A 24,273-nucleotide genomic window follows, 5' to 3' on the forward strand; every position below is an offset into this window, starting at 1 on the left:
CTCGCGGAGCGTCGCGGGTCATCAGCGTTTACTGCGCGATAGCGGTCGCCTCCAACTCGACGAGCACGTCGGGCTCGAAGAGGTAGTCCACGCCGATCAGCGACGCCGGCGGCAGGGGCCAGGGCAGGCCGAGCTCCTCGACGACCGACTCGATCCCGGCCATGAACGGCCCGATCTTCTCGGGTGCCCAGTCGGTCACGTAGAAGGTCAACCGGACCACGTCCTCGAATGACGCGTCGGCTCCGGCGAGGGCCCGGCCGGTGTTGCGCAGCGCCTGCGCCACCTGCCCGGCCAGGTCGCCGGGAGCAACGGCTGTGCCGTCGCCCAGGCGTGCGATCTGACCGCTCACGTGAATGTGACGGGACCCGGTAGCCACCGCCACGTGAGCGTAGGGCGTGTGCGGCTGAAGACCGTCGGGGCTGAAGCGGGTGACAGACATCGTTTCTCCTCTGGTGGAACCAACTCGGTTTACTATTGATACCTAGTCGATGAAGGACACTGCAAGGAGACCTGGTTTCATGCGCGATACCACCACCCCCCGAGCCGGCGAGCTACGTATCGACGCACCCCACCGCGAGTTGCTCGACCAGGTGTTGGACAAGTGGTCGCTCAGCGTTCTCAACGAGCTGTGCGAGCGCCCGAGCAGGTTCAACGAGCTGCGCCGGGCGGTTCCGGCGGTGACGCAGAAGTCACTAACGGCGACGCTGCGACGGCTCGAGCGCAACGGGATCATCGAGCGCCATGTCGTGGCTACCCGCCCGGTCGCCGTGGAGTACCGGATCACCCCGTTGGGGAAGACCCTGCGTGCACCGATCGACACCATCCTCGAGTGGGCGGACGCGTACATGCCGCAGATCGAGCACGCCCGCACGGCGTTCGACGCCCAGATCGAGTAACGGCCGGTGCCGCGGGTGCTCGACGGGTTTGCTGGAGGGCGAACCCGTCGAGCACCGCGTCATCGGGCGGGGGCGCGGAGCAGTCGCTCGACCACGTCGGTGAGGGTGGTCACCGCCGGACCGTCCGGTGTGGTGACCACCACGAGGTGGTGGCGGGTGTTCCGCATCCTGGCCAGGGCTTCGTAGACGAGCGTCGAGCCGTCCAGCACGAGAACATCGCGCATCACCTCGCCAGCGGTCCGGTCGTCCGGCTGGTCCATGGTGTCGCGGACGTGCACCACGCCGACGGCCGCACCGTCACGCAGGACCACCACCCGCAGGTGGCCGGTGGCGCGGGCCGTTGCGCGGACGGTGAGCACCGTGTCGGCCGCTTCGACCGAGGTCAGCCCGCGCTCCGGGCCGGTGAGGTCGGCCAGGGTGAGCTGGTCGAGATCGAGGGCATCGGTGAGTTGCGCGGAGTACGACGCGTCGAGCGCGCCGACGTTTGCCGAGTGCTCGACCAAATGGCGCAGGTCGGCGGCGTTCTGGCCGGTGGCGATGGTGTCCCGGGGCTCGACGCCGACCCGGCGCAGGCACCAGTTCGCGCTGGCGTTGAGGGCACGCAGCACCGGACGGGTGAGCCACATGAAGCCGCGCATCGGGATCGCCAGGAAGATGGCGGTCTTCTCCGGGTGGGCGATCGCGTACGACTTCGGTGCCATCTCCCCCACGACCAGGTGCAGGAAGGTGACGACAAGCAGCGCCAGCGCGAACCCGACCGCGTCGGCCGTCCAGCCCGGCGCGCCCCAGGACAGGAACACTGGGGTCAGCGCGTAGTTGACGGCTGGCTTGGTGACCGCGCCGAGGCCGAGTGCGCAGGCGGTGATGCCGAGTTGGCAGCCGGCCAGCAGCACTGTCAACTCGTCGAAGCTGCGCACCGCCGCCCGGGCCGACCGGCTGTGCTCGGAACGCGCGTCGAGGCGGTGCCGGCGTGCCGCCAGCAGCGCGAATTCGGCTGCCACGAAGAAGGCACTGAGCACGATCAGCACAACGGTGACGGCCACCACGACCCAGGGGTTGCCGATCACCGGTTCTCCTCCGTACGCAGGCGGACCAACGACGGGACGTGCCGTTCCAGCTCCATCACCTCGAGTGTCAGGAACACCGCGTCGAGGCTCAGCTCAGCCGTGGCGCCCGGGGCAGGTAGCTCGCCGATCAGTTCGATGACCAGGCCGGCGAGGGTTTCGCTGTCCGATTCGGGTAGGTCGTGCCCGATGGCGCGTTCGACCTCGTCCAGGGGCAGCTGGCCGGAAAGTTCCCAGGTGCCGTCCGCCGGCCCGACCGGCAGCGGGGCCACAGTTGTCTCGTCGTGTTCGTCCTCGATCTCCCCGACCAGTTCCTCGGCAAGATCCTCGACGGTGACCACGCCGGCCAGTCCGCCGTGCTCGTCGAGCACACAGGCGAGCTGGGCGCGCCGCTCGGTGAGGGTCTGCACGACCCGCGGCAGCGGCATCGACGTGGGAACCAGCACCGGTGGCCGCATGATGTCGGCGACTGTGCGCGCAGCGTCGCGGTCGACAGCGAGCAGGTCGGCGAGGTGCACCACTCCGATCACGTCGTCGCGCTCGTCGAGCACCGGGTAGCGCGAGTGGCCGCCGGCCATCGTGGCCCAGAGTTCCCCGGTGGTCAGGTCGGGCTCCACGACATCGACCCGGGCCCGCGGAACCATCGCGTGGGCTGCGTCACGGTCGGGGAAGTCGAGCACCCTGTCGAGCAGCATCGACAGCTCGGCGGGGAGATCACCGGAGTCGCGGGACTCGCTGACGATGTATTCGAGGTCGTGGCGGCTGGCTGCGTGTTCCACGTCATGCACCGGCTCCATGCCGAACAGGCGCAGCAGGGCGTTGGAAGACTTGTCGAAGAAGGCGATCATCCAGCCGAACACCCGCAGGTAGACCTGGGTGGAGCGGGCCAGCCAGACGGCCACCGGCTCGGGTCTCGAGATGGCGAGGTTCTTCGGGAACAGTTCGCCGAACAGCATCTGTACGAACGTCGAGAGCAGCAGCGTGCTCACAGTGCCGACGACGATGCCGACACCGGTCGGGACGCCGACGCCGCCGAGGGCGGTGCCGAGCGACTTGCCGACCAACGGTTCGGCGACGTACCCCACAAGCAGGGCGGTGACTGTGATCCCGAGCTGGGCGCCGGACAGCATGAACGAGGTCCGCCGGGTCACGTCCAGTGCCCGACCCGCCGCCTTGTCACCCGCCGCCTCGCGGGCCTTGAGCCGCGACCGGTCGACGGCCATGTACGCGAATTCCTGCGCCACGAAGTAGCCGGTGGCAGCGGTGATCACCAGGATCACCAGCAGCCCCAGGAGGAGACTCAACACCCACACGTCGTCGTGCTCCTGCTGTTTGTCGCCCCAGATGAATCAGGCCCGCGCCAGCGGGCCAAAGGTCTCAGGCGGTGGTCTTCGCCCATCAGGTCGTGCTCCTCCTCGTACCGACAGTGCCGGAAGCTTGGCACGGCTTTCTGGACGCAAGCTGGTAGCTCCGCTGCTAGCTGACCAGGAAAAACCTGCACCGATCGCCGCCAGCCGAAATCAGCCCGCGCAGCCCGATGTGAGCTGCACGGCACCTGCGAACTCTGCCCCGGGCGCGCCGTCATTACCTGAGCGACGACGCATACGCGCCTGATCGGAGACGCCAAGTGATGGCCTGGATCATTCACAAGCTCGGCCTGACCCCTGCCTTTCCTCACCCGGTCAGATCACATTCCCGACCGTCGACGGAAGGGCCGCCCGCGACCGGCCTGGGCTCGTACGACGTGGTGCGACAGGGGTATGCGAAGGGTCGCGTGACAGCGCGGCATCGGGCCGTGACCGTGACGCTGGCACTGGAGTTCGTTCTCGTGCTGCTCGGCTGCGGCGCGGCCTGGCAGGTCGCAGCCGGAGTCGGGGCGCCTCAGGCAACGGCGACCGGGCTCCTGGGCTCCGATTTCGTCGACATCAGCTTCGTCGCGCCGGGCCCGGCCTCGCCCGCCATGGTGCCCGGCGCGGCGACCGGTACCTACACCTGGGACTGCGGCCGTAACGAGAACGGCCACCGCAACACCGCAAACATCGTGATGGCGCCCGGTTTTCCCGGGCAGTCGCATCACGTGCACGACTACGTGGGGAACCTCTCCACCGCTGTCGGCTCGACGCCGAAGACCCTCTCGGCTGCGAGGACGACGTGTGGCAACGGTGACCGGTCGACGTACTTCTGGCCGGTGCTCCGGACGGTCGAGCCGGTGGACGTCGGGGAGCACGCCGGCCACGGCGGCGAGATCCAGGTGCCTGTCGACGTGACGCTCACGTTCTCCGGCAACCCCCGAGGGAACGTCGTGCCGATGCCGCGGCAACTCGCCGGCACGGTGGGGGACGCAGTGGCTTTCACAAACGGCACCCAGAAAGCAGCAGCGACCTGGACGTGCTCCAGCACGCCGGAGCGCCGCACCACCGCGTACCCCCGGTGCCCGGCCGGTGATCAGGTGCAGCGTGTCTTCGACTTTCCGAGCTGTTGGGACGGGCGGCAGGTGGACAGCGAAAGCCACCGTGCGCACCTGGTCTTCCCGTCCCCTGACGGCTCCTGCGCCCGCAACACGTTTCCGGTGCCGCAGCTGCGACTGACAGTGGCGTACGACATCGCGCCGGATGCCCGGTTCCGGATCGACGCCTTCGAGGGCCAGAACAACAGCCCGCTCACCGATCACGCGTTCTTCGTCAACCTGATGCCGGAGCCCCTGATGGCGAAGGTCGTGGACTGCCTCAACAGCGGGCGGAGCTGCCAGGACGATTGACCGTACGCCGGGTGGTCGTACCTCACTGGGGACGAGCGACCTCGAACCGGCCGTCGGAGGACACCACCGTGACGGTGATCGTCTTCGGTCTTCCGGCGACCTGCGCGGAGCAGGAGAAGCGGCTGCCCAGAGTGACCGGCCGGCCGGGCGGGCAGGTGACGAGGTCCGCGTCGAGCAGGTAGTCGTCACGCAGCACCGACAGCACCCCCTGCTGCAACGCCGCTGTGTCGAAGACCTTCTTGTTGAGGAAGCCGGGCCAGGCCAGGCCCAGCACGGCCACCAGCGCCACCACTGCCACGACCGGGCCGGCCACGGCGATCACGAGTCGCCGGGAGAAACGCCGCCGGCCCTCGGAGGGCGTCGTCGAGCCGGTGGACGCCGGCCCCCACTGCGCCGGTGGTGCCGGTGCCCAGCCAGGGGCGGGCGTCGGGGAGTCGCCGTCGGATCCCCGGTACAAGCTGGTCATCGTCGTCTCCTCCGGCTTCAGGGAGCGGTGGGCGTGGGGTGGAGTCGATCGTCGGCGGTTGGCTCGTCAACGACGAGGGAACGGTTGAGGCCTTCGAGCCCAACCCGCTCTATCTGCCCGTCGGCGAGGACGCGCCGACCGGACCTGTCGATGCGGCGGTGAAGCTGGTCGTGGCAGGGCGTGCCGAGCCGAGCATTGTGGTGCTCGCGATACGTGACAGCCTGGTCGAGGTCGCGGTCGACGACGAGGAACGCGTCATCGTGGCCCCCGCTCCCGACGGGGTGCCGTGTGTGTGGGTCACCACGGGGGCGGCGGACCAGCTTCGGGTGTCAGCACCAGGCTGGCTGCAGGTCAGTAGCGCCGAGTTGGTGGAGCTGCTACCCGAGGACGTCGACGTGCTGCTCAACCCGGGCGGTTCCGCCTCGATGCGGCTGTTCGCCAACGTGCTGCGCGAGGCCGTCGTCGGAGCAAACGAGCCCGGCGAATCCGGGGCGGGCGCGGAGCTTTCTACGGATTTGGGGCCGAGATGAACCCGTCGGTTCCGAGTGCGTGTTCGGCTCGGCCGAATCCACCCCTGCGGCTCATCAGTGCGAGTTACGGCTTCGCCGTGAGCGGGGTATTCGTGCGGCGGCTGCTCCGTACCGCCTTTGCTTGTGCGTCGCGCACGGCGGGGGGCGGGTTGCTGGCCGTCGCTGCTGTGTTCCTGCTCCTGCCGCTGAGTGCAGGCACGGCGAGCGCCGTCGAGCCGTCGGTGCCGTACTGGGTGGTGCCGGGAGAACCTGGCGCGGTGAGCGGCCTGACGCTGCCCGGGGTCGCCGACCGGGTGCTCGGCGACAGCCAGCGCTGGCCGGAGATCTTGGAGCTCAATCAGGGGCGTATCCAGCCGGACGGCGGCGCGCTCATGGGCCCGGCTCAACCGATCCGCGCCGGCTGGGTGTTCGTTCTGCCCGAGGGCGCGACCTCCGGTGAGATCCGGGTCGGCACGCCGCCGGCGGCCAGGCCAAACGAAGGGCAGCCCGAGGCACCACCGGTCGACCGACCACTGCCGGTGGCGGACGGCGGCGGGATCCTGGGGCTCCGACCGGTCACAGCCACCTTGGTCGGTGTCGGCACGGTGCTGCTGACGCTCGCCGTACCGATGTTGATCCTGCTGGTCCGGCCCCGCCGCGCGGCCGTGGCGGCGCGACCGGCCCCGACCCCGGGCTCACGGCAGGTGCTGGATCGCGCCCTGCGGCAGCTCACCGCGCAGGCCGCCCAGGCCAAGGTGTACGCGGCGCTGATCGGTCCGGAGCAGGTCTCACTGCGGCTGGCACCCGCGCTGCCGGACGCGCCGCCTCCGTGGCGGACGCGGCAGCAGGGTGCGATCTGGGAGGCTCCGAGTTGGCAGTTCGACGAGAGCGTCGATGGCGGCGACGGGTTGCCGCTGCTGGCCACCGTCGGCACGGTCGAGGGTGAGTTGGCAGTGGTCAACCTGGGCCGCGCGCCGGGAATCGTCGCGCTCACCGGGGATCCGGTAGCTGCCATGCGCACAGCCCGAGCCTTCCTCGACGAGATCGGCTGGCACGCCGCAGCCGCGTCCCTCACGGTCAGTGTGGTAGGCCCGCCGTCGCCCATGTGGCCGCCGTCGGAGCAGGTCCGGGTCGTTCCCGACGCGCGTCCGGTCCTGACGTCGCCCGGTGACGGCGCGACCGGTCAGCCCGACGTGCTGCACGACCACCTGGTGCTTGTCACCACCACGCTTCCGCAGGCGGAGCTGGAGCAGCTCGGCGCGCTTGCGGCCGCCTCGGCCGGTACGGCGGCGGTAGTGGTCGTCGGCGACGTACCGAACGCCGCCTGGCGGTTCGAGGTCGATGCCGACGGGACGCTCGACGTCGGTGTGCTGGGGCTCGACCTCGACAGCCCGGCACCGAGTGGTCGGCTCGTCCCGAACCTGCGCCGCTGACCCGTCTTCCCCGCCCGGACACGTCGATCGATTGGTGTGACGATGATGGCACTCACCCCCCGTACCCTGGCCGGTTCCCTCGCGCTGACGGTGGCGCTCCTGGCCTCCGGGTGCACCACCACTGTCACCGACCCGGTCGGCGCACCGCAGCCGGAGGCCGGCGGACCGGGGCCGCAGCCAAACGCGGCGCAGAGCTCGCAGGGGTCCGCCGCGCCGGACGACCTGGGGCAGCGCAGCCGGGACGGGGGTTACTGGCCGGCGTCGGTGCAGCTCGGCGAACACCCGGAACTCGGCCCTGTGGTTCTCGACGGGCAGGGCTTCACGCTCTACCGGTTCGACCGGGACAACGCCGCACCCTCGCAGTCGAACTGCACGGAGAGTTGCCTGACCAGGTGGCTGCCGGTGCTGGTGAACGAAAAGGTGAAGTTCAAGGATCTTGACCCGTCCCGGCTCGGCGCAGCGGCCCGTCCCGATGGAACCCAGCAGGTGACGGTGGGCGGGTGGCCGGCCTACCGCTTCGTGGACGACCGGGTGCCCGGCCAGATCTCCGGACAGGGTGCCGACGGGCTCTGGTTCGTCGTCGCTCCGGACGGGGGCAAGGCCGCCGCACCGATCGGCCAAAACGGCGAAAGTTCACCCAGGTGAGCATAGAAACACATGCGCTCCGGGCTGCCGGTTTTCGCAAGTACGGCAGGCATCCTGGTGACCCGGATGCGCCGGTGGCCACGCCAGCGCGGGGTCAGCAGAGGACGGTAAGAATGGCGGGGCTGAGACCCGTTCGCCAACGGGAAGTAGCGGACGAGGCGTTGGTCCGAACGCTCTACGAAGAGCACGGCCGGGCGATGCTCGCGTACGCGACGCAGTTGACCCGCGACCGTGCTGCCGCGGAAGACATCGTCCAGGAAGCGCTGGTGCGAGCCTGGCGCCACCCGGACAGCCTGGTCAACGGCAAGGGGTCGGTACGGGGGTGGCTGCTCACCGTTGTTCGTAACCTCTTCACCGACTCCGTGCGCGCCCGGAAGGCGCGGCCGCCGGAGGTGCCGGAGAGCCCGACAGACGTCGCGGTCGAGCGGGACCACGCCGACCAGGTGGTCAATTCGATGGTGGTGGTGGACGCTCTCAACCGCCTCTCGCAGGAGCACCGCGAGGTCCTTGAGCAGGTATACCTACTCGGGAGTACAGTCGCGGAAGCCGCGAAGGCGCTGGGTATCCCGCCAGGCACGGTCAAGTCACGCTCCTACTACGCACTCCGTGCGTTACGCGACAGCGCGGGACGCTCGACCGGGGTGGAACGGTCTGCCTCATGAAATCGGACAGCTTGATGCCGGCCGGTGACCACGTGGACATCGGCGGCTACCTGACGGGCGATCTCGACCCGGAGCAGCTCCGCCAGGCGGAGGAGCACCTGACGGGCTGCGCGGAGTGCCGCACCGAGGTCGAGTCCCTCAAGGAGTGGCAGACCGCGCTCGAAGCCGTACCCGAGGCGATGTTGCTCGACGGCCCGCCGGAGGGCGGCGACCTGCTGTTGCAGCGGACCCTGCGCCAGGTGCGCAGCGAATCGGCAGGGCATCGCCAGCGCCGCGGGCTGCTCCTGAGCGCTGCCGCTGTGGTGGCTCTCGCCGCCGCGACCGCCGGCGGCGTCCTGCTCGGCCGCAGCACCGGTGACGCACCCGACACGCGTGCGCTGCCGACCCCGCCCGCCCCGTCGACCGCGGTGTCCGCCGCCAACCCCGCCACCCGGTACGCCAGCACGACCGACCAGGGCACGGGTGCCCGACTCACCGTCGCGGTGGTCCCGGCGGCTGGCTGGGTGCGTGTCAACGCTGCGGTGTCCGGGATCCCGCAGGGGGAACGCTGCCGGTTGCTGGTCCTCGGCAAGGACGGCAGTACGGTGGTGGCGGGCAGTTGGCTGGTGTCCGAAGACGGGGCGGCCGGGGGCACCACGCTCGATGGCAGCGCCCTGATCGACCCCGCCCAGGTCGACGGTGTGCGTGTGGAGAACACCGACGGCAAGACGTACGCCGTCGCGAAGCTGTAGCCGGGCGGACCCGTGCCGTGGCCCAGCGCCCGGCCCATCGGCTCTGCGCCCATGTTGTGAGACCTCATCTTTCGTCGCCCTCGCGGCGGCGAGGCGCGGGCACGGCACCTCGATCGGCAAAGGTCGACAGGGCGCATGCCGGCCACGGCTCGACCGGTACGAAAACGGGTGTGCCCCCCGGCAAGGAGCCGGGGGGCACACCCGTTTGTCGAGCTGGGACCGTCGGTCAGTTGAAGCGGACCGAGACGACGGCCTCGTCGAAGCCGATCGTCGCCAGGTCGGCGACGTCCCCGTCGATGACCTGGGACCGGCCGGTGCAGTCGCGACCCGCCCAGATCTTCAGCGAGCCGAGGGCCGCGACGGAGGAGGCGACGCCCGGACGGGCCAGGTTCTGGCACCCGTTGCCGGCCACGCCCTGCGAGGCGCCGTTGTCGCTGAAGTTGGCCTCGTCGAAGAAGACGGCGCTGGTGGCGGGCGGAGTGGTTCCGTTACCGGTGCCCGGGGTTTCCTGACCGCCCTCCGGCGCGCCGGCCTTGCCACCGGCCGGGGTCACGCCGAACCAGGTGCCTCCGACGCCCTGACCGAGGGTGTCCCCACGCTTGGTGTCCTTGGCGAAGCGGTACACCGGCCATCCGCCGATCGTGACCTGCCGCGTGCCGTCGGCGCGCCGGACCGTACCGACCTTTGACTTCTTGATCCCCGCGATGAAGATCTTGCCGCCCGGTGCCACCGTGACCGGCGGCCAGGTCTGGGCACACTCGCCGTTGCAGGTCGAGGTGGGCGGGTTGTTGCTGTCCTTGTCGAAGCGGTAGAGCGTCAGTCCCGCACCGTTGACGACCACCGGGTTGAGGTCGCCTGCCCGGCTCGCTGTCAACTGGACCCACCGTTGCGACGACTGCCGGGCCGCGCCCGCCGCGACACCGCCGTTCGGCACCGCCCAGTCACCGGTGTTGGCTGCCGAGTTGTTCGACTTCGCGGTGCCGGAGAGCAGCGCGAGGTCGCCGCCCACAGCGTCGTTCGCGGGTGCCGTGGCCTCGCCACCGGCCGGTGCGGACGCCCTCGCCGGGGCAGGCGCCTCGGGGGTCGAACTGCACGCCGACAACGCCACCGTGCCGGCCGCCATGACGGCGACGAGGGGCACCAGGTGCTTGCGCATCATTTTCGGGATCTCCCAGGTTCTCTCCGCTTCCAGTACGTCCGGAAGCCGTTCGGCATCCACACGGACCTCACTCGGAATCGGTTCAGCCGACTTCGGCCCTAACTACCTCCGGCGCCTCGGCGGAGAGTCACCGCACGAACACTATTGAGGTGCAGTGATAGATCCACTAAGTTCGATCACAGTCCAGCTTCGACGTTCCCGGAGGGTGACCCCATCGCACACATCGATCTAGGGGTGGACGAGACCGAACTCCCCGGCATCCGTGGCCCCCTGCGCTTCCGGCCCGAGACCGGCGGACCGTTGCTTGAGCTGGTTGAGGTGCTGCTACGCGGGCCGCACCCCCTCTCACCGGGGGAGCGGGAGTTGATCGCCGCGTACGTCTCCGGTCGCAACGAGTGCACCTACTGCTGCTCGGCGCACTCGGCGTACGCGGCGGCGCAGCTCGACGAGGGCATGACCCTTGTCGACCAGGTGCGCGCCGATCCGGACAGCGCCCCGATCTCCGCGAAACTGCGCGCACTGCTGCGCATCGCCGGTGCCGTCCAGGTCAGTGGCCGGGAGGTCACCTCCGAAATGGTCGCGGCGGCCCGTGCCGAGGGCGCCACGGATCTGGAGATCCACGACACGGTGCTGATCGCGGCGGCCTTTTGCATGTTCAACAGGTACGTCGACGGCCTCGGCACGCAGCCGGCGGCCGACCCGCTGTGGTACGCGCAAGCGTCCGACCGCATCGTCAACATCGGTTACCGCCAGGTCGTCTGACGACGACGATCCCGGCGTCACCGCACCGAGACCTGCCCACCTACGAGCAGAACCCGGAGTTGCAGGCAATGGCACACATCGACCTGGGTGTGGACGAGACCGAGTTTCCCGGGGTCCGGGGCCTGATGAAGTACCGGCCGGTGACCGGGAAGCCGATGATGGAGCTGGCCGAAACCCTGCTGCGTGGGCCGCTGAGTCTGCCGACGGCTGATCGGGAGTTGATCGCCGCGTACGTCTCCGGTCGCAACGAGTGCACCTACTGCTGCTCGGCGCACTCGGCATTCGCGGCGGCCCTGCTCGACGAGGGCATGACGGTTGTCGACCAGGTACGCGCCGATGTGGACACTGCCCCGGTCGGCGCGAAACTGCGCGCTCTGCTGCACATCGCCGGGGCCGTGCAGCGCAGTGGCCGCGAGGTCACCTCCGAGTTGGTGGAGGCGGCCCGCACCGAGGGCGCCACCGACGAGGAAATCCACGACACGGTGCTGATCGCGGCGGCCTTCTGCATGGTCAACAGGTACGTCGACGGCCTCGGCACGTTCGCCCCGAGTGATCCGAAGTTCTACGACGAGGCGGCCCAAAGGATCACCAGCGTCGGCTACCGCAACATGGCCTGAGCGCTCTTGTCGATCCGCGCCCCGGGCGGCCGAGGGCGGCAACAGTCGTACCCATGGACCGGTTTGTTGTTTGGTAGCGCCATGATGCGTGCGTGAACATGTGGCGACGACGCTCGTCGGTCTGGGCGAACCTCGGTTGCGTGTTGCTGGTGGTGGCCGGAGGCGCATTGCTGTGGCTGCCGTTCCACACCCAGTTCGAGCTGGACGACTGGGCAGCCGAGCTGAGGACGAGGGGCGTGCCGGCGCGGGCGGTCGTCGACGACCGCGTGACGAAGGAAGGCGGCAATCGGGAGAGCCCGTCCACCACAATGTATTTCCGGTACGACCTGACCGGCCGGACGTACGAGCAGGAGGTCGGCTGCGTCGAGGTGTGCCGGTCAGCCGGAGACGAGGTGTCGATCTGGGTGAACCCCGCCGACCCTGGGGACTTTGTCACGGACTTCGGCCAGCTCAGCGGGCACCGCGGTCGCGTGCAGGGAGTGCTGGGGGCCGTGGGGTTTGGGATCCTGGTCCTTGCGGTTCCGCTGCTGCTGTCACGAGTTCCGTTCCGCCGGTGGTTTCCTCGGCGTACCCGGCGCCGGCCTGTCGCGCTGGTACGGGGTGGCGGCAGATTCACGGGCCGCTCCAAGCACAAGGGGTACGGCCGGCGTTGACAACGCCGGCGGGAAGGTGAACCTCTACCGTCCGTCCTGTCCACAGGTGGAAAGCGGACGGAAGGGCGATGGCAAGGATGTGTTGCCAAGCTTTGCGGCATCGAGTCGAAGGCGGTCCGTAGTTCGCAGGGCACCGCCAGGAACGCTTGAGCTGTGAAGGGGTGAACCATGATCCGTATGATCGAGAACATCGGATACAAGGCGCTTTCGCGTCTTGTTCCGACCGCCTCGGCCTCCGCGTACAACTGCCTTTGCGAGGCCAATTCCTGGTGGCGCAGCATGGGAAAGATTTGTTACTGCACGCCGGACTGCAAGTCGGTCAAGTGCTACTGGGGATAGTGGCCGGTAGCCGGAACAGGTAGGAGACGGCCGAACTCCGTGCACGATCAAGTGCGGGGGCGTGTGACACACGTGGACGGGTGGTGAGCAGTGCGCTCACCACCCGTTCGGCTGCTTGGGGTTGAGCCGGGGTCAGAGCTCGTCGGCTGCTCGGCGGCGGTCCGCCTCGGCGTCCGCCGCACCGACCGGGGTGCCGTCGTTGTCGCGGTGGGCGCGGGACAGGTCCACGTCCGCTCCGGCTCGGGCGGCGTCGGCCGCAGCGTCGTCCGCTCCGACGACGGTCCCGCCAGCCTCGTGGCCGGCGTCGTCGATCAGTCGTTCAGGCGCGGCCAGCCCGATGGGTGCATATCTGGGGTCGGTCATCTCGATCCCTCCTTGGGTCACGGCTACCCCTATTCGCTACCCAGGTTGGAGCCGGGCACACACATAGGCGTACACATCGACGAGTATCGACGTATGGTGATTGGGTCACCTTTCCTCTCCGAAGGGGCTGCCATGATCCCGTCAGCTCTCCCCGTACCCCGGCTTGGCAGCCGCCTCGCCGTGCTGGTCGCAGCTATCGCGGTGGTCGCGGCCGGCGGCGCGGTGGTGACCGCGCGCCCGTCGGACGCCGCGCCGCCCGGTGCCGCGGTCCCTCTGGCCGCCGCCACCCCGACCGTCCCACCGGCCGCCTACCCCAACCCGGGAGTGGTGACGGGCAACGTCGGCGTGCACGACCCGACGATTGTGCGCCGGCCCACCGGCGGCTATCTGCTGGCGCATACCGGCGACAACATCGCCCTGAAGACCTCCACCGACCGGACCGCGTTCCGCAATGCCGGCAGCGCGTTCCCCGGCGGTGCCCCGTGGACCACTGCGTACACCGGCGGCAGCCGCAACCTGTGGGCACCGGACCTCACCTACCGCGACGGCCGGTACTGGATGTACTACTCGGCCTCCACCTTCGGGTCCAACCGGTCGGCGATCTTCCTGGCGACAAGCACCACAGGTGAGTCCGGCAGTTGGACCAACCAGGGCCTGGTGATCGAGACCCGTACCTCGGACAACTTCAACGCCATCGACCCGAACCTGTTCGTCGACTCCGACGGCCGATGGTGGCTGAGCTTCGGCTCGTTCTGGTCCGGCATCAAACTGATCGCGCTCAACCCGACGACCGGTAAGCGCGCCGACAACACGATCCACAGCATCTCCGGCCGTGGCGGCGGCGCAATCGAGGCGCCGGTGATCGTCAAGCGCGGCTTCTGGTACTACCAGTGGGTGTCCTTCGACAGGTGCTGCCAGGGCGCCTCCAGCACGTACCGGGTCATGGTCGGCAGGTCGACAAGCGTCACCGGCCCGTACGTCGACCGCAACGGCACCCCGATGAACGCGGGCGGCGCGACCCAGGTGCTTGCCAGCCACGGCAGCATCCACGGCCCCGGTCACCAGGCCGTCATGGCGGACAGCGACGCCGACGTGCTCGTCTACCACTACTACGCGAACAACGGCACTTCGCTGCTCGGCATCAACCTCATCGGCTACGACACCGCCGGCTGGCCGTTCGTCTACTGACCTGCCCGCAGCGCCACCGCCGCTGTCCGCCCGTGTGGCGTGGGGGTCACGCCACCTCGTACTCGAGCAGGAGCACGCCCGTGCTGGTCGGCACGCAGGAGGTCAGCCGCAGCGGCCTCGGCCGGGCCGTCTCGCGGAACAACCGCTTGCCGGTGCCGAGCAGGAGGGGGTGCAGGAACAGCCGGTATCCGTCGACAAGGTCGTTCGCGACGAGGTCCTGCACGAGCACGCCGCTGCCCAGAACGGCGATAACGCCGTCGCCCTGCGACTTCAGGTCGGCGACCGCCGCCACGAGATCTCCGTCGAGCCGTCGGGCGTTCGACCAGGTGAAATCGGTCAGAGTACGGGTGGCGACGTACTTCGGGGTCGCGTTGAGGTGTGCGGCCATCGGGTTGTCGTCGGGCTGACTCGGCCAGAACCCGGTCATCTTCTCGTAGGTCCGGCGACCGAAGAGGTACGCCGTTGTCGACCGCAGCCCTTCCAGTGCGGTGGCTGTCTGAACGTCGTCGAAGTACGGCGCTGCCCAGCCGCCGTGCTCGAACCCTCCGTCGCGGTCCTCGTCCGGCGACCCCAACCCCTGCATGACCCCGTCCAGCGTCACGAACTCGATGACCACCAGCTTGCGCATGACGGCACCCCTCAACTCGGTGGGCGACACCGCGTTCGCCCGCTCGCCCTCTACACGAACGCAACGCGCGCCGATCGACAGTCGATCCGGCCGAGTTTCCGATCGGCGGGACCCACCGTCAGAGCCAGACGACGATGCCGGTCAGGTCGTTGAGCACTGCGGCCACGCCCGCCCGGATGGCGGCGGCGCACCGCTCGGCCGTGAACGAGCCCGGGTCGTACGTCGAGGACATGCCGAGCCCTTCGCCACGGAACGACGCGCCCGACCAGTCGACGGCTGTGACGTTGTGGGTGGGCTCGGCCAGTTCGGCGCCCACCACGAGGAACTTCTCGTCCAGGTGGTTGGGGGTGACCATCGCGAGAGCGTCGACGAGGTCGTTGCCCGCGCTGACGACGAGGTCCGGGCCCATCTCCATGGCCTTGACGATGCTCGGAACGGCGTCGTGGGCGGTACCGACCGTGATCGTGCGAAGGGCGACGTCCTCGTCGTCGGCCCAGTTCTTGACCGCCGTCACGAGGGCCTTCGTCGGCTCGTCGTCACCGGCGGTGAGCAGGACGACCCGGTAGTCCTTCGGCGGGTGGACGCCGGCCCACGAGCCGGGCTGCGGCGTGATTGTCGCCTCCGGTGTGGGCTTTGCCGAGGGATCGACGAACCCTGGACCCAGGGTGCCGACGGCGCTGGGCACGGGGCGTGGCTGTGACCAGTCGTCGCTGGAGTCGCAGGCGGCGACAAGCGCGGCGGTAGCGACCAGGATGGCAACGGCCCGAAGCGGGGGGCGCAAGGCGGTCGTCCTTTCGAAGGTGTGGCGAGGCGCGCGTACTGCTTCGTATTCCTATCTCAATTCCGGCCGCCGACAATCGGCGTGCTGCCCTGCCGGTTATTTGTTCTCCGGCGGTTCGTCGACGGGCGGTTTGCTGTTTACCCACGACATGCAACGTGCACTGGCCAACCGAGGGAGTCACATGTCAGGGCACGTCCGCGGTACCGTTGTCGTCGTTGCTGTCGGAATCGCTCTGGCGGTGTTTCCGTTTCTGGGCGTCCAGGCGGCGTCAGCGCACGGTTTCTCGTCCACTGTGTACGCCAGAATATTCGCCGGAGACGAGGGTCACGTTCGCACGGCTGTGGAGCTCGAATACGACCTTCTCGTCGTGTCGGCCGCCGATGCCGGCGACGACGATCCGCTCTTCAGGGCCGGCACCGCCGCCTTCGAGGCGGGCGACACGGGGGCGCAGGCAGCGGCGCTGAAGGCTCACACCGCGACAGTGCTGAGGTACGTCGCCGACCGCTTCTCGGTCGACGCGGGGGGTGCGGCCTGCCGGCCCGGTCAGGTGGGCGACCCGACGATCGGCGAGCGCGAGGGCGTGCCGTACGCGACTCTGGTGCTGGACTGGACCTGCACCGGAGGGGCCGACGAGCACGAGGTGCGCAGCGGTCTGTTCCCCGACGGCGAGGGCTACGTCAAGGGCACCAAGACGGTCGTCACCTACGAGATCGACGGTCGCTCCGGCAGCGCGGCGCTCGACGCCGACCATCCCTCCTTCTCGACGGCGCAGGCCTGGTACGAGCGGTTCGGGGAGTTCTTCCTGCTCGGCGCCGAGCATCTGCTGTCCGGCATCGACCACATCCTGTTCCTGCTGGCGCTCATCGCCGGGTCGCGGCGTCTTCGGGAGATCGTGCTCGCGGCCACGAGTTTCACAGTGGCGCACTCGGTGACGTTCATGCTGGCGGCCCTCGGCCTGGTCGAGGTGCCGGGGACGATCGTGGAGCCGGTCATCGCGTTGTCGATCGCCGTCGTCGCCGGCTGGCACCTGTGGGGAATCTGGCGGCGCGGTGAGCACGCCGGCGACCTGGAGACTCCCGGGCACGGTCACTTCAGCCTGGACCGGGCCGGCTGGATCCGCCTCGGCGTGGTGTTCTGCTTCGGCCTCGTGCACGGGCTGGGTTTCGCTGGCGCGCTCGGCATCGACGAGGCGTGGTCGTGGACGCTGCTGTGGTCCCTGCTGGTGTTCAACATCGGCATCGAGGTCGTCCAGTTGGGGATCATCGCCGTCGTCTTCCCGCTGCTGCTCGTGCTGCGCCGTCGTACGCCGAAAGCCGGCGTCTGGGTGACCGGCGCTGTTTCGGCAGGCGTGTGCATTATGGGGCTGGTCTGGTTTGTGCAGCGCGTTTCCGGGTCGTGAGCAGAGCTGATTAGTTCGGGAAGTGCAGCCATCTGGTGGCCAACCGCGGCACTGCGGCACTGAAGCTGTCCGTGTACGCCGCCGACGGGTTCACCACCGACGCCGGCCAGCTCGACCTGCTGACCAGGGACAAGAAGTCCGTCGCGATCGGCGCCTGGGCGCACGCCGGCACCGACAGCGTGGTGATCCAGCCCGGAAAGACCGCGCAGGTCCCGTTCCGGATCAGCGTTCCCGGCAACGCCACGCCCGGTGACTACGTCGGTGGCGTCCTCACCGCGCTGACCCAGGCCAACCAGGCCGAGGGCATCAACGTGGACCGTCGCCTCGGCATCCGGATCAAGCTGCGCGTCGGCGGCGAACTCACGCCGAACCTCGCCATCGAGGACTTCCACGTGCGCTACGACGGCACGCTCAATCCGTTCGGCACTGGCGACGCGACAGTCTCGTACCGGATCCACAACACCGGCAACGCGGCCCTGTCCGGCCAGCAGGACGTCTCGGTCTCGGGCCCGTTCGGCATCCTGCGGGTACGGGCCGACGAGATCGCCGCGCCACCGGAACTGCTTCCCGGCGAGAGCTGGGACGTGACGGTGCCCGTGCACGGCGTGACCCCCGCGGTCCGGCTCGCGTCGACCGCAACCGTCACACCCCTGCTCACCGACGTGTCCGGCTCCACCACCTCGCTCAAGCCCGTCCAGGCCACGGCGCACGGATGGGCAGTGCCCTGGACGCTGACGCTGGCAGTGGTCGCCCTGATCGCCGTACTCGTGGGTGCTCTCCTGTACCGGCGGCGCAGCCGGTCCCAGCGCAGGACGCGGGAGGACGCCCGGGTCCGGGACGCCGTCGCCAAGGCGCTGCGCGGTCAGGGCACGCAGACGGCCTGACGCCCGGCCCCTTGTGGGTGAACACCGCCCAGCCGAGGGCCGGCAGCATCGCGTAGCCGGCATGCTGCGACGGATGACGCCGGCACGGAGGGGATTCCAGATGATTGACGGGGATGTGCCAGAGCGGATGCAGGTCGCGGCCCTCGACGAGTTCGGTGGGCCGGAAGTGATCACCCTGCGGAAACTGCCAGTGCCGGAGGTCGCCGCCGACGAGGTGCTGATCAAGGTGTTGAGCGCTGGCGTGGGCGTGTGGGACGTGTACGAGCGGCAGGGTGTGCTGGTGCCCGAGGGCACCGCGTTTCCGATCGTGCCCGGTTCCGACGGCGCCGGGACGATCGTCACAGTGGGCAGCCAGGTCACCGGCATCGCGGAGGGCGACCTGGTCTACGTCTCCGCCACCACCCGACCCAAGGGCGGCTTCTACGCCGAGTACGCGGTGGCGAAGGCGGAGTACGTGGCGAAGGTGCCCGACGGTGTGCCGGCCGAGCACGCCGGTGCCCTGTCCACGGACGCGCTTACCGCCCTGGCGGGGCTGGACGCCCTCGACCTGCCGTCCGGCGCCTGGCTGCTGATCTTCGGGGCGAGCGGCGGTCAGGGCCACCTGGCGGTCCAGTTGGCCAAGCGGCAGGGGCTCAACGTGATCGCCGTCGCGTCCGGCCCGGACGGGGTGGCTCTGGTGACCCGGCTCGGTGCCGACGTGTCCCTCGACGGCCACGGCGACACCACCGAGCTGCTCGCGCGGATCCGGGACGCGGCACCCGACGGGGTGGCAGGCATCCTCGCGATGGCCGGAGGCGAAACGCTCGACCGCCTCACCGAGGCGCTGGCCGACGGTGGCGCTGTCGCGTTCGCCCACGGCGTGCGACCGGAGCCGAGCGAACGGCCCGGCGTGCAGGTCCGCGCGTACGACGGTGTCTCCAATCCCCGCCAGATGCAGCGCCTCAACGAACTGATCGAGGCGGGGCCGTTCGTTGTGCACGTCGCCGAGAAGTTCCCGCTGGGCAAGGTACGGGAGGCGCACCAGCGCCTGGAGACCTCCTACCTGGGCAAGCTGCTGCTGACCATCGCCTGAGACGTCAGGGGGTGCGCTGCTGCGGCACGCGTACCGACGCCATGCCCGCCGCGGTCGCGGCCTGGATGCCCAGGTCGGTGTCCTCGAAGACCAGGCAGGAGTCCGGGGGTACGCCCAGCTGCCGCGCCGCGAGCAGGAACGCCTCCGGGTCCGGCTTGGCACGCGTGTAGTCGTCAGCGCAGACAAGCACGTCGAAGCGGTCCAGCAGACCGAGCGCGTTGAGCGAGGCGGTGACCGACGCCCGGGTGCCGCCGGAGACGACGGCGAACGGGACCCGCCGGTGCGCGTCGTGGATGTGCGCCAGCACCTCCGGCACGGCGGCCAGCTGCGGCAACAACTCCTGGTAGTAGCGCTCACGGTTCTCGATGACTGTCGCCACCGGCATGCGCAGGCCGTGCTGCTCGTTCAGGGCCACGACGATGTCGATTGCCGGCCGCCCGCCCCACGCGTAGAACAGGTCCTCCGGGAACTCGCAGCCCCACTCGTCGAGGGCATGCTGCCAGGCCAGATAGTGCAGCGGCATCGAGTCGATGATGGTGCCGTCGCAGTCGAACAGGTACGCGGCGAATTCACCCGGAGGCAGAGGCAGACTCACCGGGAAAGGGTACAGCGCTTCAGTCGTCCGCCACGGACGCCAGCCGGCGCAGCAGGTGCGCCCGTTCCGGCTCCGTGCCGACAAGTGCCAACGCGCTGCGGTACGACGCCGCGGCCTCGTCGTTGCGGCCGAGCAGGCGCAGCAGGTCGGCGCGGGTCGCCGGATACAGGTGGTAGCCGCGCAGCCGTGGATCGTCGGCCAACTCGTCCAACAGCGCGAGCCCCGCCTCCGGCCCGTCCCGCATCGCCACGGCGGCAGCCCGGTTGAGCGCCACGACCGGCGAGGGGACCATGGTGAGCAGCACGTCGTAGAGCGCCACCACCTGCGGCCAGTCGGTGCTTGCCACGTCGGCGGCCTCGTCGTGCAGCGCGGCGATCGCCGCCTGCACCCCGTACGGGCCCGGCTGCCCTCCGGTGAGCGCTACCAGCACCAACGCCCGACCCTCGTCGATCATCGCGTGGTCCCAGCGGGTGCGGTCCTGGTCGTCCAGGAGGACGACCTCGCCGTCCGGGCCGGTCCGCGCGGCGCGCCGGGCGTCGGTGAGCAGCATCAACGCCAGCAGCCCGGCGACCTCCTGCTCGCCGGGCAGCAGCCGGCGCAGGATCCGGGCCAGCCGGATCGCCTCCTCGGTGAGGTCGGTCCGCTGCAGGTCCGGGCCGGAGCTTGCCGCGTACCCCTCGGTGAAGATCGAGTAGACGGCCTGAAGCACCGTGGGCAGCCGCTCGGGCAACTCGTCGGCGCCGGGCACCCGGAACGGGATACGTGCGTCCCGGATCTTCCGCTTGGCCCGGACGAGTCGCTGGGCCATTGTCGTCGGCGGCACCAGGAAGGCACGCGCGACCTCGGTCGTGGTGAGACCGGCGAGGAAGCGCAGGGTGAGCGCCCCGCGATCCTGGGAGGGAAGGGCCGGATGCGCGCAGGTGAAGAAGAGCGCCAGCCGGTCGTCGGGCAGGTCACGGTCGGCATCGGCGGGCGGAGCGGGCCCGGCCCGCTCGGCCTCCGCCTGGAGCACCGCGAGCCGGGTCGCCAGCACCCGGTCGCGACGCAGCCGATCCACGGCGCGGCGGCGGGCAGTGGTGAGCAGCCACGCGCCGGGCCGGCTCGGGACACCCTCGGCCGGCCAGTGCACCAACGCCGCCTCGATGGCCTCGGAGGTGACCTCCTCGGCCAGGTCCAGGTCGCCGAACCGGTGCACGAGCGAGGCGAGCAGCCGTCCGCGTTCCTCCCGGAACACCGCCTCCACGGACGAGCCGACGGCTGCCCCCTCGCCGCGCACGTGTCAGACCCCGACCGGGATCTCGGCGATCGGACGCACCTGCACCGACGCGCCGCCGGTGGCTCCGGGGCTGCGCGCCGCCCACTTCAGCGCCGCGTCCAGGTCCGGGACGTCGATGATGTCGTACCCGCCGAGCACCTCGCGGGTCTCGACGAACGGCCCGTCGGTGATCGTGCGTTCGCCGTCCGCGCCGACCCGCACGCTCGTGCACGTCGTCAGGTCCTGCAACGGGTGCCCGGACACCCAGATCCCGGCATCCTTCATCTCCCGCTCGTAGCGGATCCAGTCCTCGAAGGTGCACTGATCGCCGGCCTCCGCGTCGGTGGCGGCGCTCATGTACAGCAGCATGTACTTCACGTTTTGGCTCCTCTCGGTGCGGCAGGGTCGCCGTACAGCATGACGACGAACGAAGCCCGAGGATGTCGACACGGCAGTCGGAGAACTTTCGCGGCCCGCCCTCCGACGGTCTCAGGCCGGGGCGTCCGTCCGGCGCCGGCTCCGCTCGGCCCGCCGCCGCACCTGCTGGTACGCGCCGGTCAACCCCATCGCCCGGCGTACCTCCACCAGGGTATGCCGCACCACCTGCCGGGTCCGTTCGGTGCCCTCGACGATCAGCCGGTCGACCAGCCCACGGTCCGCCTCGATCTCCGCCCGCCGCTCCCGGATCGGCGCCAGGAACCGCTCCAGCGCCACGACCAGCCGTTCCTTGACCTCCACGTCACCCACCTGCCCGGCCCGGTACCGCCGGGCCAGGTCCGCGACCTCGTCGCGGTCCGAGTTGAAAACCTCGTGGTACGCGAAGACGGGATTTCCCTCCACCGATCCCGGTACGTCCGCCCGTACCCGGTTCGGATCCGTGTACATCCCGCGCACCTTCCGGCGCACAGTTGCCGGGTCGTCGGAGAGGGCGATCGTGTTGCCCCGGCTCTTGCTCATCTTCGCCGCGCCGTCGGTGCCCACCAGACTCGGTGTGTCCGCCTGGATCAGCTCGGGCACCGGGAAGACCTGCCCGTACAGATGGTTGAACCGCCGGGCGATCTCCCGGGTCACCTCGACGTGCGCGGCGTTGTCCCTGCCGACCGGGACCACCTCACCCTTCACGCAGAGGATGTCAGCGGCCTGGAGCACCGGATAACCCAGCAGCCCGTACGGCATCTCCTCCTTGCCAGCGTCGCGGGCCATGTCCTTGAGCGACGGCACCCGTTCCAGGCGCGGCACGGTCACCAGGTTCTGTAGCAGGGTGTTGAGGTCGCCCACCTCCGGGATGGCCGACTGGAGGTAGAAGGTTGCGCGGTCCGGATCGACGCCTGCGGCGAGGATGTCGGTCACCATCTCCCGGGCGTTGCCGGAGACCTTGTCGATGTCCTCGCGACGGTTGCGTGTGGTGAGCATGTGCAGGTCGGCGATGATGAAGAAGCTCTCGTACCGCTGGTGCAGCCGCACCCGGTTGGCGATGCTGCCGACGTAGTGGCCGAGGTGCAGGCGGCCGGTTGGCCGGTCGCCGGTGAGCATGCGTGGGACGGACATGATGGTGTGCCTTTCGTGCGGGAAGGTGGGCTACGCGTGGGCGCGCGTCGAGCGGGGCGAATCCGCCCCGCTCGGTCGGCGGGATCGACTCAGCGAGCCGTCCGCCATCGCGCGCCGGCGCGGTAGCGCAGACCACCGGCACGGAGGACATCCAGGAGCTGCTCACGGCCGTCGCCAGAGCTGGTCGGGAACGCGGGCACCACAACGGTCAGGAGATCGTCGACCGTCTCCGATGTGCAGCTGCCCGTCTGGACCACGGGCTCAGATTACCCGCGGCTGCGACCCGGGGGGCGGAACGTACCTGTCGCTGTAGTAGTTGCCGACGCGGTCCCGGTACTCCTGGTCAATCTGCTCCGCGTCGAAGGGCGGAGCGTCCTTGATCTCCTGCCGGGTCCTGTCGACGTGTACGACGCGTTCCTGGTGGTCCACCTCGGCCACAGTGCCGGCAGGCAGCAGCACCTTCTGACCGAAGATCCACGGTCCGGTGTCCACCACCAGGTACCCGGCATCGGCCTCGTCGCTCGCCTCGTCGATGGTGCCGATGCGCCCGTCACTCGCCTGCACCTGGTAGCCCACCAGGTCCACGGGCGTTCCGGGTCCGGGTGCGTCCGGGCGGCCGTCCCCACCGTCCTGACGTTGCGGCGGTGTGACCGACGGGGTGGTCTGGCCGTACCCGCCAGCAAGGGCGGACGGGTCACGCCAGGCCCAGGGATTGAAGATCGAGGGTTGCATGGGCACCTCCGGTGGACGGCGACAAGCTGTCCCCTCTCGCAGTGCCCACCGGGCCGTCTCCGGAAACGAACGCGTAGCCGACCGTGCGCCCGCGTCGTCGCCGGCCCGCGTCCGTGATCAGGCTGTTGAGCAGGGCCGCTGGCATACTCGACTGCCATGGTGTTGTCACGGGGATGGGCTCTCTTCCTTGTCGGCGTCGGGATCTGGACCTGGGTGATCTGGCCGAGGTTCGCTGTCGCCATCTGGCAGGACCCGCGCTCCTGGGCGTCCGGCACGGTGGCCGACGGCGCCGGCACGAGCTTTCTCTGGGTGCACGTGCTGCTGATCGCCGCGTCCCTGGTCATCGGCACGACAGTCGGTGTACTGGGCATCCGGGCCTGGTTGGTCGCCCGCCGGCGGTAGGCGTCCTTCGCTGGGGCGTGAGTGTGACGCGGACCGCTACCCACGGATTTGACGATCAAACCCACGGACGCGTAACTTTCTCTCTGCCAGCGCGGAACGGGGCAAACGGGACGAAAGTTCCGAAGCGCCGAAACGTACTGGCACCGAGTCAAGCAGGGGTTCGCTCCTGTGCGACGCGGTCCGGGCGGGGCTCGCCGGATCAGCCGCGAGGCGGATTTGGCGCAGCGAGACCGACCGGGTAAGGTTCACCCCCGGCAGGGCACCGGGCAAGCCCGCAGGAAACTGCGGCGGCCGGCCTGCCAAATCCGACGATCTGACGCAGCGGTTCGCTGCTGCGTGAGCGCGCCGGGACCAACCCGTACCAAGCACGACAGACCGGGACACACGGTTTGACACGGCGCAGACGGTGAGGTAACGTAGTAAAAGTGCCCGGCGCGAGAGCGGCGGGCATCGGAACGAAAAGCCCCGAGATGGGGCCCCGGGATCGGGGCCGTCTGACCGGTGTGTGGTTGTTCTTTGAGAACTCAACAGGGTGCTTTGTAAAGCCAGTGCCAATTATGATTTATACCCCGGACTGGCCAGGCCGTTTGGTTTGGTTGGTTGGGATTCCTTTGGCAACAATTTGTTTGTTGTCAGGGTTTGCTGTTCAACACAATTTTTTGTTGGAGAGTTTGATCCTGGCTCAGGACGAACGCTGGCGGCGTGCTTAACACATGCAAGTCGAGCGGAAAG

At 69.5% G+C, this 24,273-nt stretch carries 28 protein-coding genes and 1 rRNA gene; 16 read left to right on the forward strand and 13 right to left on the reverse strand.

Features of this window, described 5'->3' with window-relative positions:
- Positions 1 to 28: 28 nt before the first annotated feature.
- Positions 29 to 439 carry a RidA family protein gene (locus tag ACPXB1_RS08400; protein WP_355587117.1) on the reverse strand — a complete coding sequence of 137 codons (411 nt, stop codon included), beginning with the start codon at positions 437 to 439 and terminating at the stop codon, positions 29 to 31.
- A 79-nt stretch (positions 440 to 518) separates the two neighbouring features.
- Here ACPXB1_RS08400 and ACPXB1_RS08405 point away from each other — a divergent pair, with 79 nt between their 5' ends.
- Positions 519 to 896 carry a winged helix-turn-helix transcriptional regulator gene (locus ACPXB1_RS08405; protein WP_355587115.1) on the forward strand — a complete coding sequence of 126 codons (378 nt, stop codon included), beginning with the start codon at positions 519 to 521 and terminating at the stop codon, positions 894 to 896.
- 59 nt (positions 897 to 955) lie between these two features.
- On the opposite strand, the gene ACPXB1_RS08410 is transcribed toward ACPXB1_RS08405, so the two are convergent.
- Positions 956 to 1,963: a hemolysin family protein gene (locus tag ACPXB1_RS08410; RefSeq protein ID WP_355587112.1), complete on the reverse strand. Its 1,008-nt coding sequence runs from the start codon at positions 1,961 to 1,963 to the stop codon at positions 956 to 958.
- Positions 1,960 to 3,267 (reverse strand): hemolysin family protein, encoded by a 1,308-nt coding sequence (locus tag ACPXB1_RS08415; RefSeq protein WP_425735012.1) that lies wholly within the window; start codon positions 3,265 to 3,267, stop codon positions 1,960 to 1,962. Before ACPXB1_RS08415 ends, ACPXB1_RS08410 begins: the two co-directional genes overlap by 4 nt.
- A gap of 467 nt (positions 3,268 to 3,734) precedes the next feature.
- Here ACPXB1_RS08415 and ACPXB1_RS08420 point away from each other — a divergent pair, with 467 nt between their 5' ends.
- On the forward strand, positions 3,735 to 4,718 hold the full coding sequence (locus tag ACPXB1_RS08420; RefSeq protein ID WP_355631168.1) for a DUF1996 domain-containing protein: 984 nt from the start codon (positions 3,735 to 3,737) through the stop codon (positions 4,716 to 4,718).
- 22 nt (positions 4,719 to 4,740) lie between these two features.
- Here ACPXB1_RS08420 and ACPXB1_RS08425 read toward each other — a convergent pair whose 3' ends face one another.
- Positions 4,741 to 5,184: a DUF4333 domain-containing protein gene (locus ACPXB1_RS08425; protein WP_355587105.1), complete on the reverse strand. Its 444-nt coding sequence runs from the start codon at positions 5,182 to 5,184 to the stop codon at positions 4,741 to 4,743.
- Between the two features lie 38 nt (positions 5,185 to 5,222).
- Here ACPXB1_RS08425 and ACPXB1_RS08430 point away from each other — a divergent pair, with 38 nt between their 5' ends.
- The 5 genes from ACPXB1_RS08430 to ACPXB1_RS08450 all read left to right on the forward strand — a co-directional run bounded on the left by ACPXB1_RS08430 (position 5,223) and on the right by ACPXB1_RS08450 (position 9,164).
- Positions 5,223 to 5,714 (forward strand): type VII secretion system-associated protein, encoded by a 492-nt coding sequence (locus ACPXB1_RS08430; protein ID WP_355587103.1) that lies wholly within the window; start codon positions 5,223 to 5,225, stop codon positions 5,712 to 5,714.
- A 77-nt stretch (positions 5,715 to 5,791) separates the two neighbouring features.
- The gene (locus ACPXB1_RS08435) at positions 5,792 to 7,126 is read left to right on the forward strand and encodes a hypothetical protein (RefSeq protein ID WP_425735013.1); all 1,335 of its coding nucleotides are present in this window, start codon (positions 5,792 to 5,794) and stop codon (positions 7,124 to 7,126) included.
- A 42-nt stretch (positions 7,127 to 7,168) separates the two neighbouring features.
- Complete coding sequence (locus ACPXB1_RS08440) at positions 7,169 to 7,771, forward strand: hypothetical protein (RefSeq protein ID WP_425735014.1); 603 nt, start codon at positions 7,169 to 7,171, stop codon at positions 7,769 to 7,771.
- Positions 7,772 to 7,884: 113 nt separating this feature from the next.
- Positions 7,885 to 8,433, forward strand: a complete 549-nt coding sequence (locus tag ACPXB1_RS08445) for a sigma-70 family RNA polymerase sigma factor (protein WP_053651415.1) — start codon at positions 7,885 to 7,887, stop codon at positions 8,431 to 8,433.
- The gene (locus ACPXB1_RS08450) at positions 8,430 to 9,164 is read left to right on the forward strand and encodes an anti-sigma factor family protein (protein WP_306273212.1); all 735 of its coding nucleotides are present in this window, start codon (positions 8,430 to 8,432) and stop codon (positions 9,162 to 9,164) included. Before ACPXB1_RS08445 ends, ACPXB1_RS08450 begins: the two co-directional genes overlap by 4 nt.
- A gap of 226 nt (positions 9,165 to 9,390) precedes the next feature.
- On the opposite strand, the gene ACPXB1_RS08455 is transcribed toward ACPXB1_RS08450, so the two are convergent.
- The gene (locus ACPXB1_RS08455; RefSeq protein WP_306273213.1) at positions 9,391 to 10,383 is read right to left on the reverse strand and encodes a hypothetical protein; all 993 of its coding nucleotides are present in this window, start codon (positions 10,381 to 10,383) and stop codon (positions 9,391 to 9,393) included.
- Between the two features lie 153 nt (positions 10,384 to 10,536).
- Between ACPXB1_RS08455 and ACPXB1_RS08460 the strand changes: the two genes are divergently transcribed.
- From ACPXB1_RS08460 to ACPXB1_RS08470, 3 genes are all read left to right on the forward strand, one after another.
- Positions 10,537 to 11,085: a carboxymuconolactone decarboxylase family protein gene (locus ACPXB1_RS08460; protein ID WP_053652292.1), complete on the forward strand. Its 549-nt coding sequence runs from the start codon at positions 10,537 to 10,539 to the stop codon at positions 11,083 to 11,085.
- 68 nt (positions 11,086 to 11,153) lie between these two features.
- Positions 11,154 to 11,702 (forward strand): carboxymuconolactone decarboxylase family protein, encoded by a 549-nt coding sequence (locus ACPXB1_RS08465; protein ID WP_425735016.1) that lies wholly within the window; start codon positions 11,154 to 11,156, stop codon positions 11,700 to 11,702.
- A 98-nt stretch (positions 11,703 to 11,800) separates the two neighbouring features.
- Positions 11,801 to 12,355, forward strand: coding sequence for a DUF3592 domain-containing protein (locus ACPXB1_RS08470; RefSeq protein ID WP_425735029.1), 555 nt, complete (start codon positions 11,801 to 11,803; stop codon positions 12,353 to 12,355).
- A gap of 471 nt (positions 12,356 to 12,826) precedes the next feature.
- Here the strand turns inward: ACPXB1_RS08470 and ACPXB1_RS08475 are convergent, their stop codons facing one another.
- Positions 12,827 to 13,057: a hypothetical protein gene (locus ACPXB1_RS08475; protein WP_053651410.1), complete on the reverse strand. Its 231-nt coding sequence runs from the start codon at positions 13,055 to 13,057 to the stop codon at positions 12,827 to 12,829.
- Between the two features lie 132 nt (positions 13,058 to 13,189).
- Between ACPXB1_RS08475 and ACPXB1_RS08480 the strand changes: the two genes are divergently transcribed.
- Positions 13,190 to 14,245, forward strand: coding sequence for an arabinan endo-1,5-alpha-L-arabinosidase (locus ACPXB1_RS08480; RefSeq protein ID WP_209273421.1), 1,056 nt, complete (start codon positions 13,190 to 13,192; stop codon positions 14,243 to 14,245).
- A gap of 46 nt (positions 14,246 to 14,291) precedes the next feature.
- On the opposite strand, the gene ACPXB1_RS08485 is transcribed toward ACPXB1_RS08480, so the two are convergent.
- Complete coding sequence (locus tag ACPXB1_RS08485; RefSeq protein WP_425735017.1) at positions 14,292 to 14,873, reverse strand: dihydrofolate reductase family protein; 582 nt, start codon at positions 14,871 to 14,873, stop codon at positions 14,292 to 14,294.
- A gap of 118 nt (positions 14,874 to 14,991) precedes the next feature.
- On the reverse strand, positions 14,992 to 15,654 hold the full coding sequence (locus ACPXB1_RS08490) for a hypothetical protein (RefSeq protein WP_355587079.1): 663 nt from the start codon (positions 15,652 to 15,654) through the stop codon (positions 14,992 to 14,994).
- A 181-nt stretch (positions 15,655 to 15,835) separates the two neighbouring features.
- Here ACPXB1_RS08490 and ACPXB1_RS08495 point away from each other — a divergent pair, with 181 nt between their 5' ends.
- The 3 genes from ACPXB1_RS08495 to ACPXB1_RS08505 all read left to right on the forward strand — a co-directional run bounded on the left by ACPXB1_RS08495 (position 15,836) and on the right by ACPXB1_RS08505 (position 19,009).
- Complete coding sequence (locus ACPXB1_RS08495; protein WP_425735018.1) at positions 15,836 to 17,053, forward strand: HupE/UreJ family protein; 1,218 nt, start codon at positions 15,836 to 15,838, stop codon at positions 17,051 to 17,053.
- Between the two features lie 35 nt (positions 17,054 to 17,088).
- On the forward strand, positions 17,089 to 17,937 hold the full coding sequence (locus ACPXB1_RS08500) for a DUF916 domain-containing protein (protein WP_355587074.1): 849 nt from the start codon (positions 17,089 to 17,091) through the stop codon (positions 17,935 to 17,937).
- Between the two features lie 100 nt (positions 17,938 to 18,037).
- Positions 18,038 to 19,009 (forward strand): quinone oxidoreductase family protein, encoded by a 972-nt coding sequence (locus tag ACPXB1_RS08505; RefSeq protein WP_355587073.1) that lies wholly within the window; start codon positions 18,038 to 18,040, stop codon positions 19,007 to 19,009.
- A 4-nt stretch (positions 19,010 to 19,013) separates the two neighbouring features.
- On the opposite strand, the gene ACPXB1_RS08510 is transcribed toward ACPXB1_RS08505, so the two are convergent.
- From ACPXB1_RS08510 to ACPXB1_RS08530, 5 genes are all read right to left on the reverse strand, one after another.
- Positions 19,014 to 19,604 carry an HAD family hydrolase gene (locus ACPXB1_RS08510; protein WP_355587071.1) on the reverse strand — a complete coding sequence of 197 codons (591 nt, stop codon included), beginning with the start codon at positions 19,602 to 19,604 and terminating at the stop codon, positions 19,014 to 19,016.
- Positions 19,605 to 19,623: 19 nt separating this feature from the next.
- A complete protein-coding gene (locus tag ACPXB1_RS08515) occupies positions 19,624 to 20,880 on the reverse strand; it encodes an RNA polymerase sigma factor (RefSeq protein WP_355587069.1) in 1,257 nt (418 codons plus the stop codon).
- 3 nt (positions 20,881 to 20,883) lie between these two features.
- A complete protein-coding gene (locus ACPXB1_RS08520; protein WP_355588409.1) occupies positions 20,884 to 21,228 on the reverse strand; it encodes a YciI family protein in 345 nt (114 codons plus the stop codon).
- 120 nt (positions 21,229 to 21,348) lie between these two features.
- On the reverse strand, positions 21,349 to 22,407 hold the full coding sequence (trpS, locus tag ACPXB1_RS08525) for a tryptophan--tRNA ligase (RefSeq protein ID WP_355587067.1): 1,059 nt from the start codon (positions 22,405 to 22,407) through the stop codon (positions 21,349 to 21,351).
- A gap of 261 nt (positions 22,408 to 22,668) precedes the next feature.
- Complete coding sequence (locus ACPXB1_RS08530) at positions 22,669 to 23,139, reverse strand: PRC-barrel domain-containing protein (RefSeq protein ID WP_425735019.1); 471 nt, start codon at positions 23,137 to 23,139, stop codon at positions 22,669 to 22,671.
- A 156-nt stretch (positions 23,140 to 23,295) separates the two neighbouring features.
- Here ACPXB1_RS08530 and ACPXB1_RS08535 point away from each other — a divergent pair, with 156 nt between their 5' ends.
- Both ACPXB1_RS08535 and ACPXB1_RS08540 read left to right on the forward strand, forming a co-directional pair.
- Positions 23,296 to 23,541 carry an SCO4848 family membrane protein gene (locus tag ACPXB1_RS08535; protein ID WP_355587062.1) on the forward strand — a complete coding sequence of 82 codons (246 nt, stop codon included), beginning with the start codon at positions 23,296 to 23,298 and terminating at the stop codon, positions 23,539 to 23,541.
- A gap of 659 nt (positions 23,542 to 24,200) precedes the next feature.
- Positions 24,201 to 24,273, forward strand: a 16S ribosomal RNA gene (locus ACPXB1_RS08540); the annotation flags it as partial.

The sequence above is a fragment of the Micromonospora sp. DT68 genome (genome assembly GCF_049847245.1).
GTDB classification, from domain to species: Bacteria; Actinomycetota; Actinomycetes; order Mycobacteriales; family Micromonosporaceae; genus Micromonospora; species Micromonospora profundi.

Bases quoted from the DNA above. Each gene is read 5' to 3' on its own strand.
- ACPXB1_RS08495 (WP_425735018.1), top strand. From the start codon at position 15,836: ATGTCAGGGCACGTCCGCGGTACCGTTGTCGTCGTTGCTGTCGGAATC.
- ACPXB1_RS08440 (WP_425735014.1), top strand. From the start codon at position 7,169: ATGATGGCACTCACCCCCCGTACCCTGGCCGGTTCCCTCGCGCTGACG.
- ACPXB1_RS08470 (WP_425735029.1), top strand. From the start codon at position 11,801: ATGTGGCGACGACGCTCGTCGGTCTGGGCGAACCTCGGTTGCGTGTTG.
- ACPXB1_RS08445 (WP_053651415.1), top strand. From the start codon at position 7,885: ATGGCGGGGCTGAGACCCGTTCGCCAACGGGAAGTAGCGGACGAGGCG.
- ACPXB1_RS08450 (WP_306273212.1), top strand. From the start codon at position 8,430: ATGAAATCGGACAGCTTGATGCCGGCCGGTGACCACGTGGACATCGGC.
- ACPXB1_RS08485 (WP_425735017.1), bottom strand. From the start codon at position 14,873: ATGCGCAAGCTGGTGGTCATCGAGTTCGTGACGCTGGACGGGGTCATG.
- ACPXB1_RS08530 (WP_425735019.1), bottom strand. From the start codon at position 23,139: ATGCAACCCTCGATCTTCAATCCCTGGGCCTGGCGTGACCCGTCCGCC.
- ACPXB1_RS08505 (WP_355587073.1), top strand. From the start codon at position 18,038: ATGATTGACGGGGATGTGCCAGAGCGGATGCAGGTCGCGGCCCTCGAC.
- ACPXB1_RS08400 (WP_355587117.1), bottom strand. From the start codon at position 439: ATGTCTGTCACCCGCTTCAGCCCCGACGGTCTTCAGCCGCACACGCCC.
- ACPXB1_RS08480 (WP_209273421.1), top strand. From the start codon at position 13,190: ATGATCCCGTCAGCTCTCCCCGTACCCCGGCTTGGCAGCCGCCTCGCC.
- ACPXB1_RS08405 (WP_355587115.1), top strand. From the start codon at position 519: ATGCGCGATACCACCACCCCCCGAGCCGGCGAGCTACGTATCGACGCA.
- ACPXB1_RS08475 (WP_053651410.1), bottom strand. From the start codon at position 13,057: ATGACCGACCCCAGATATGCACCCATCGGGCTGGCCGCGCCTGAACGA.
- ACPXB1_RS08535 (WP_355587062.1), top strand. From the start codon at position 23,296: ATGGTGTTGTCACGGGGATGGGCTCTCTTCCTTGTCGGCGTCGGGATC.
- ACPXB1_RS08520 (WP_355588409.1), bottom strand. From the start codon at position 21,228: ATGCTGCTGTACATGAGCGCCGCCACCGACGCGGAGGCCGGCGATCAG.
- ACPXB1_RS08465 (WP_425735016.1), top strand. From the start codon at position 11,154: ATGGCACACATCGACCTGGGTGTGGACGAGACCGAGTTTCCCGGGGTC.
- ACPXB1_RS08425 (WP_355587105.1), bottom strand. From the start codon at position 5,184: ATGACCAGCTTGTACCGGGGATCCGACGGCGACTCCCCGACGCCCGCC.
- trpS (WP_355587067.1), bottom strand. From the start codon at position 22,407: ATGTCCGTCCCACGCATGCTCACCGGCGACCGGCCAACCGGCCGCCTG.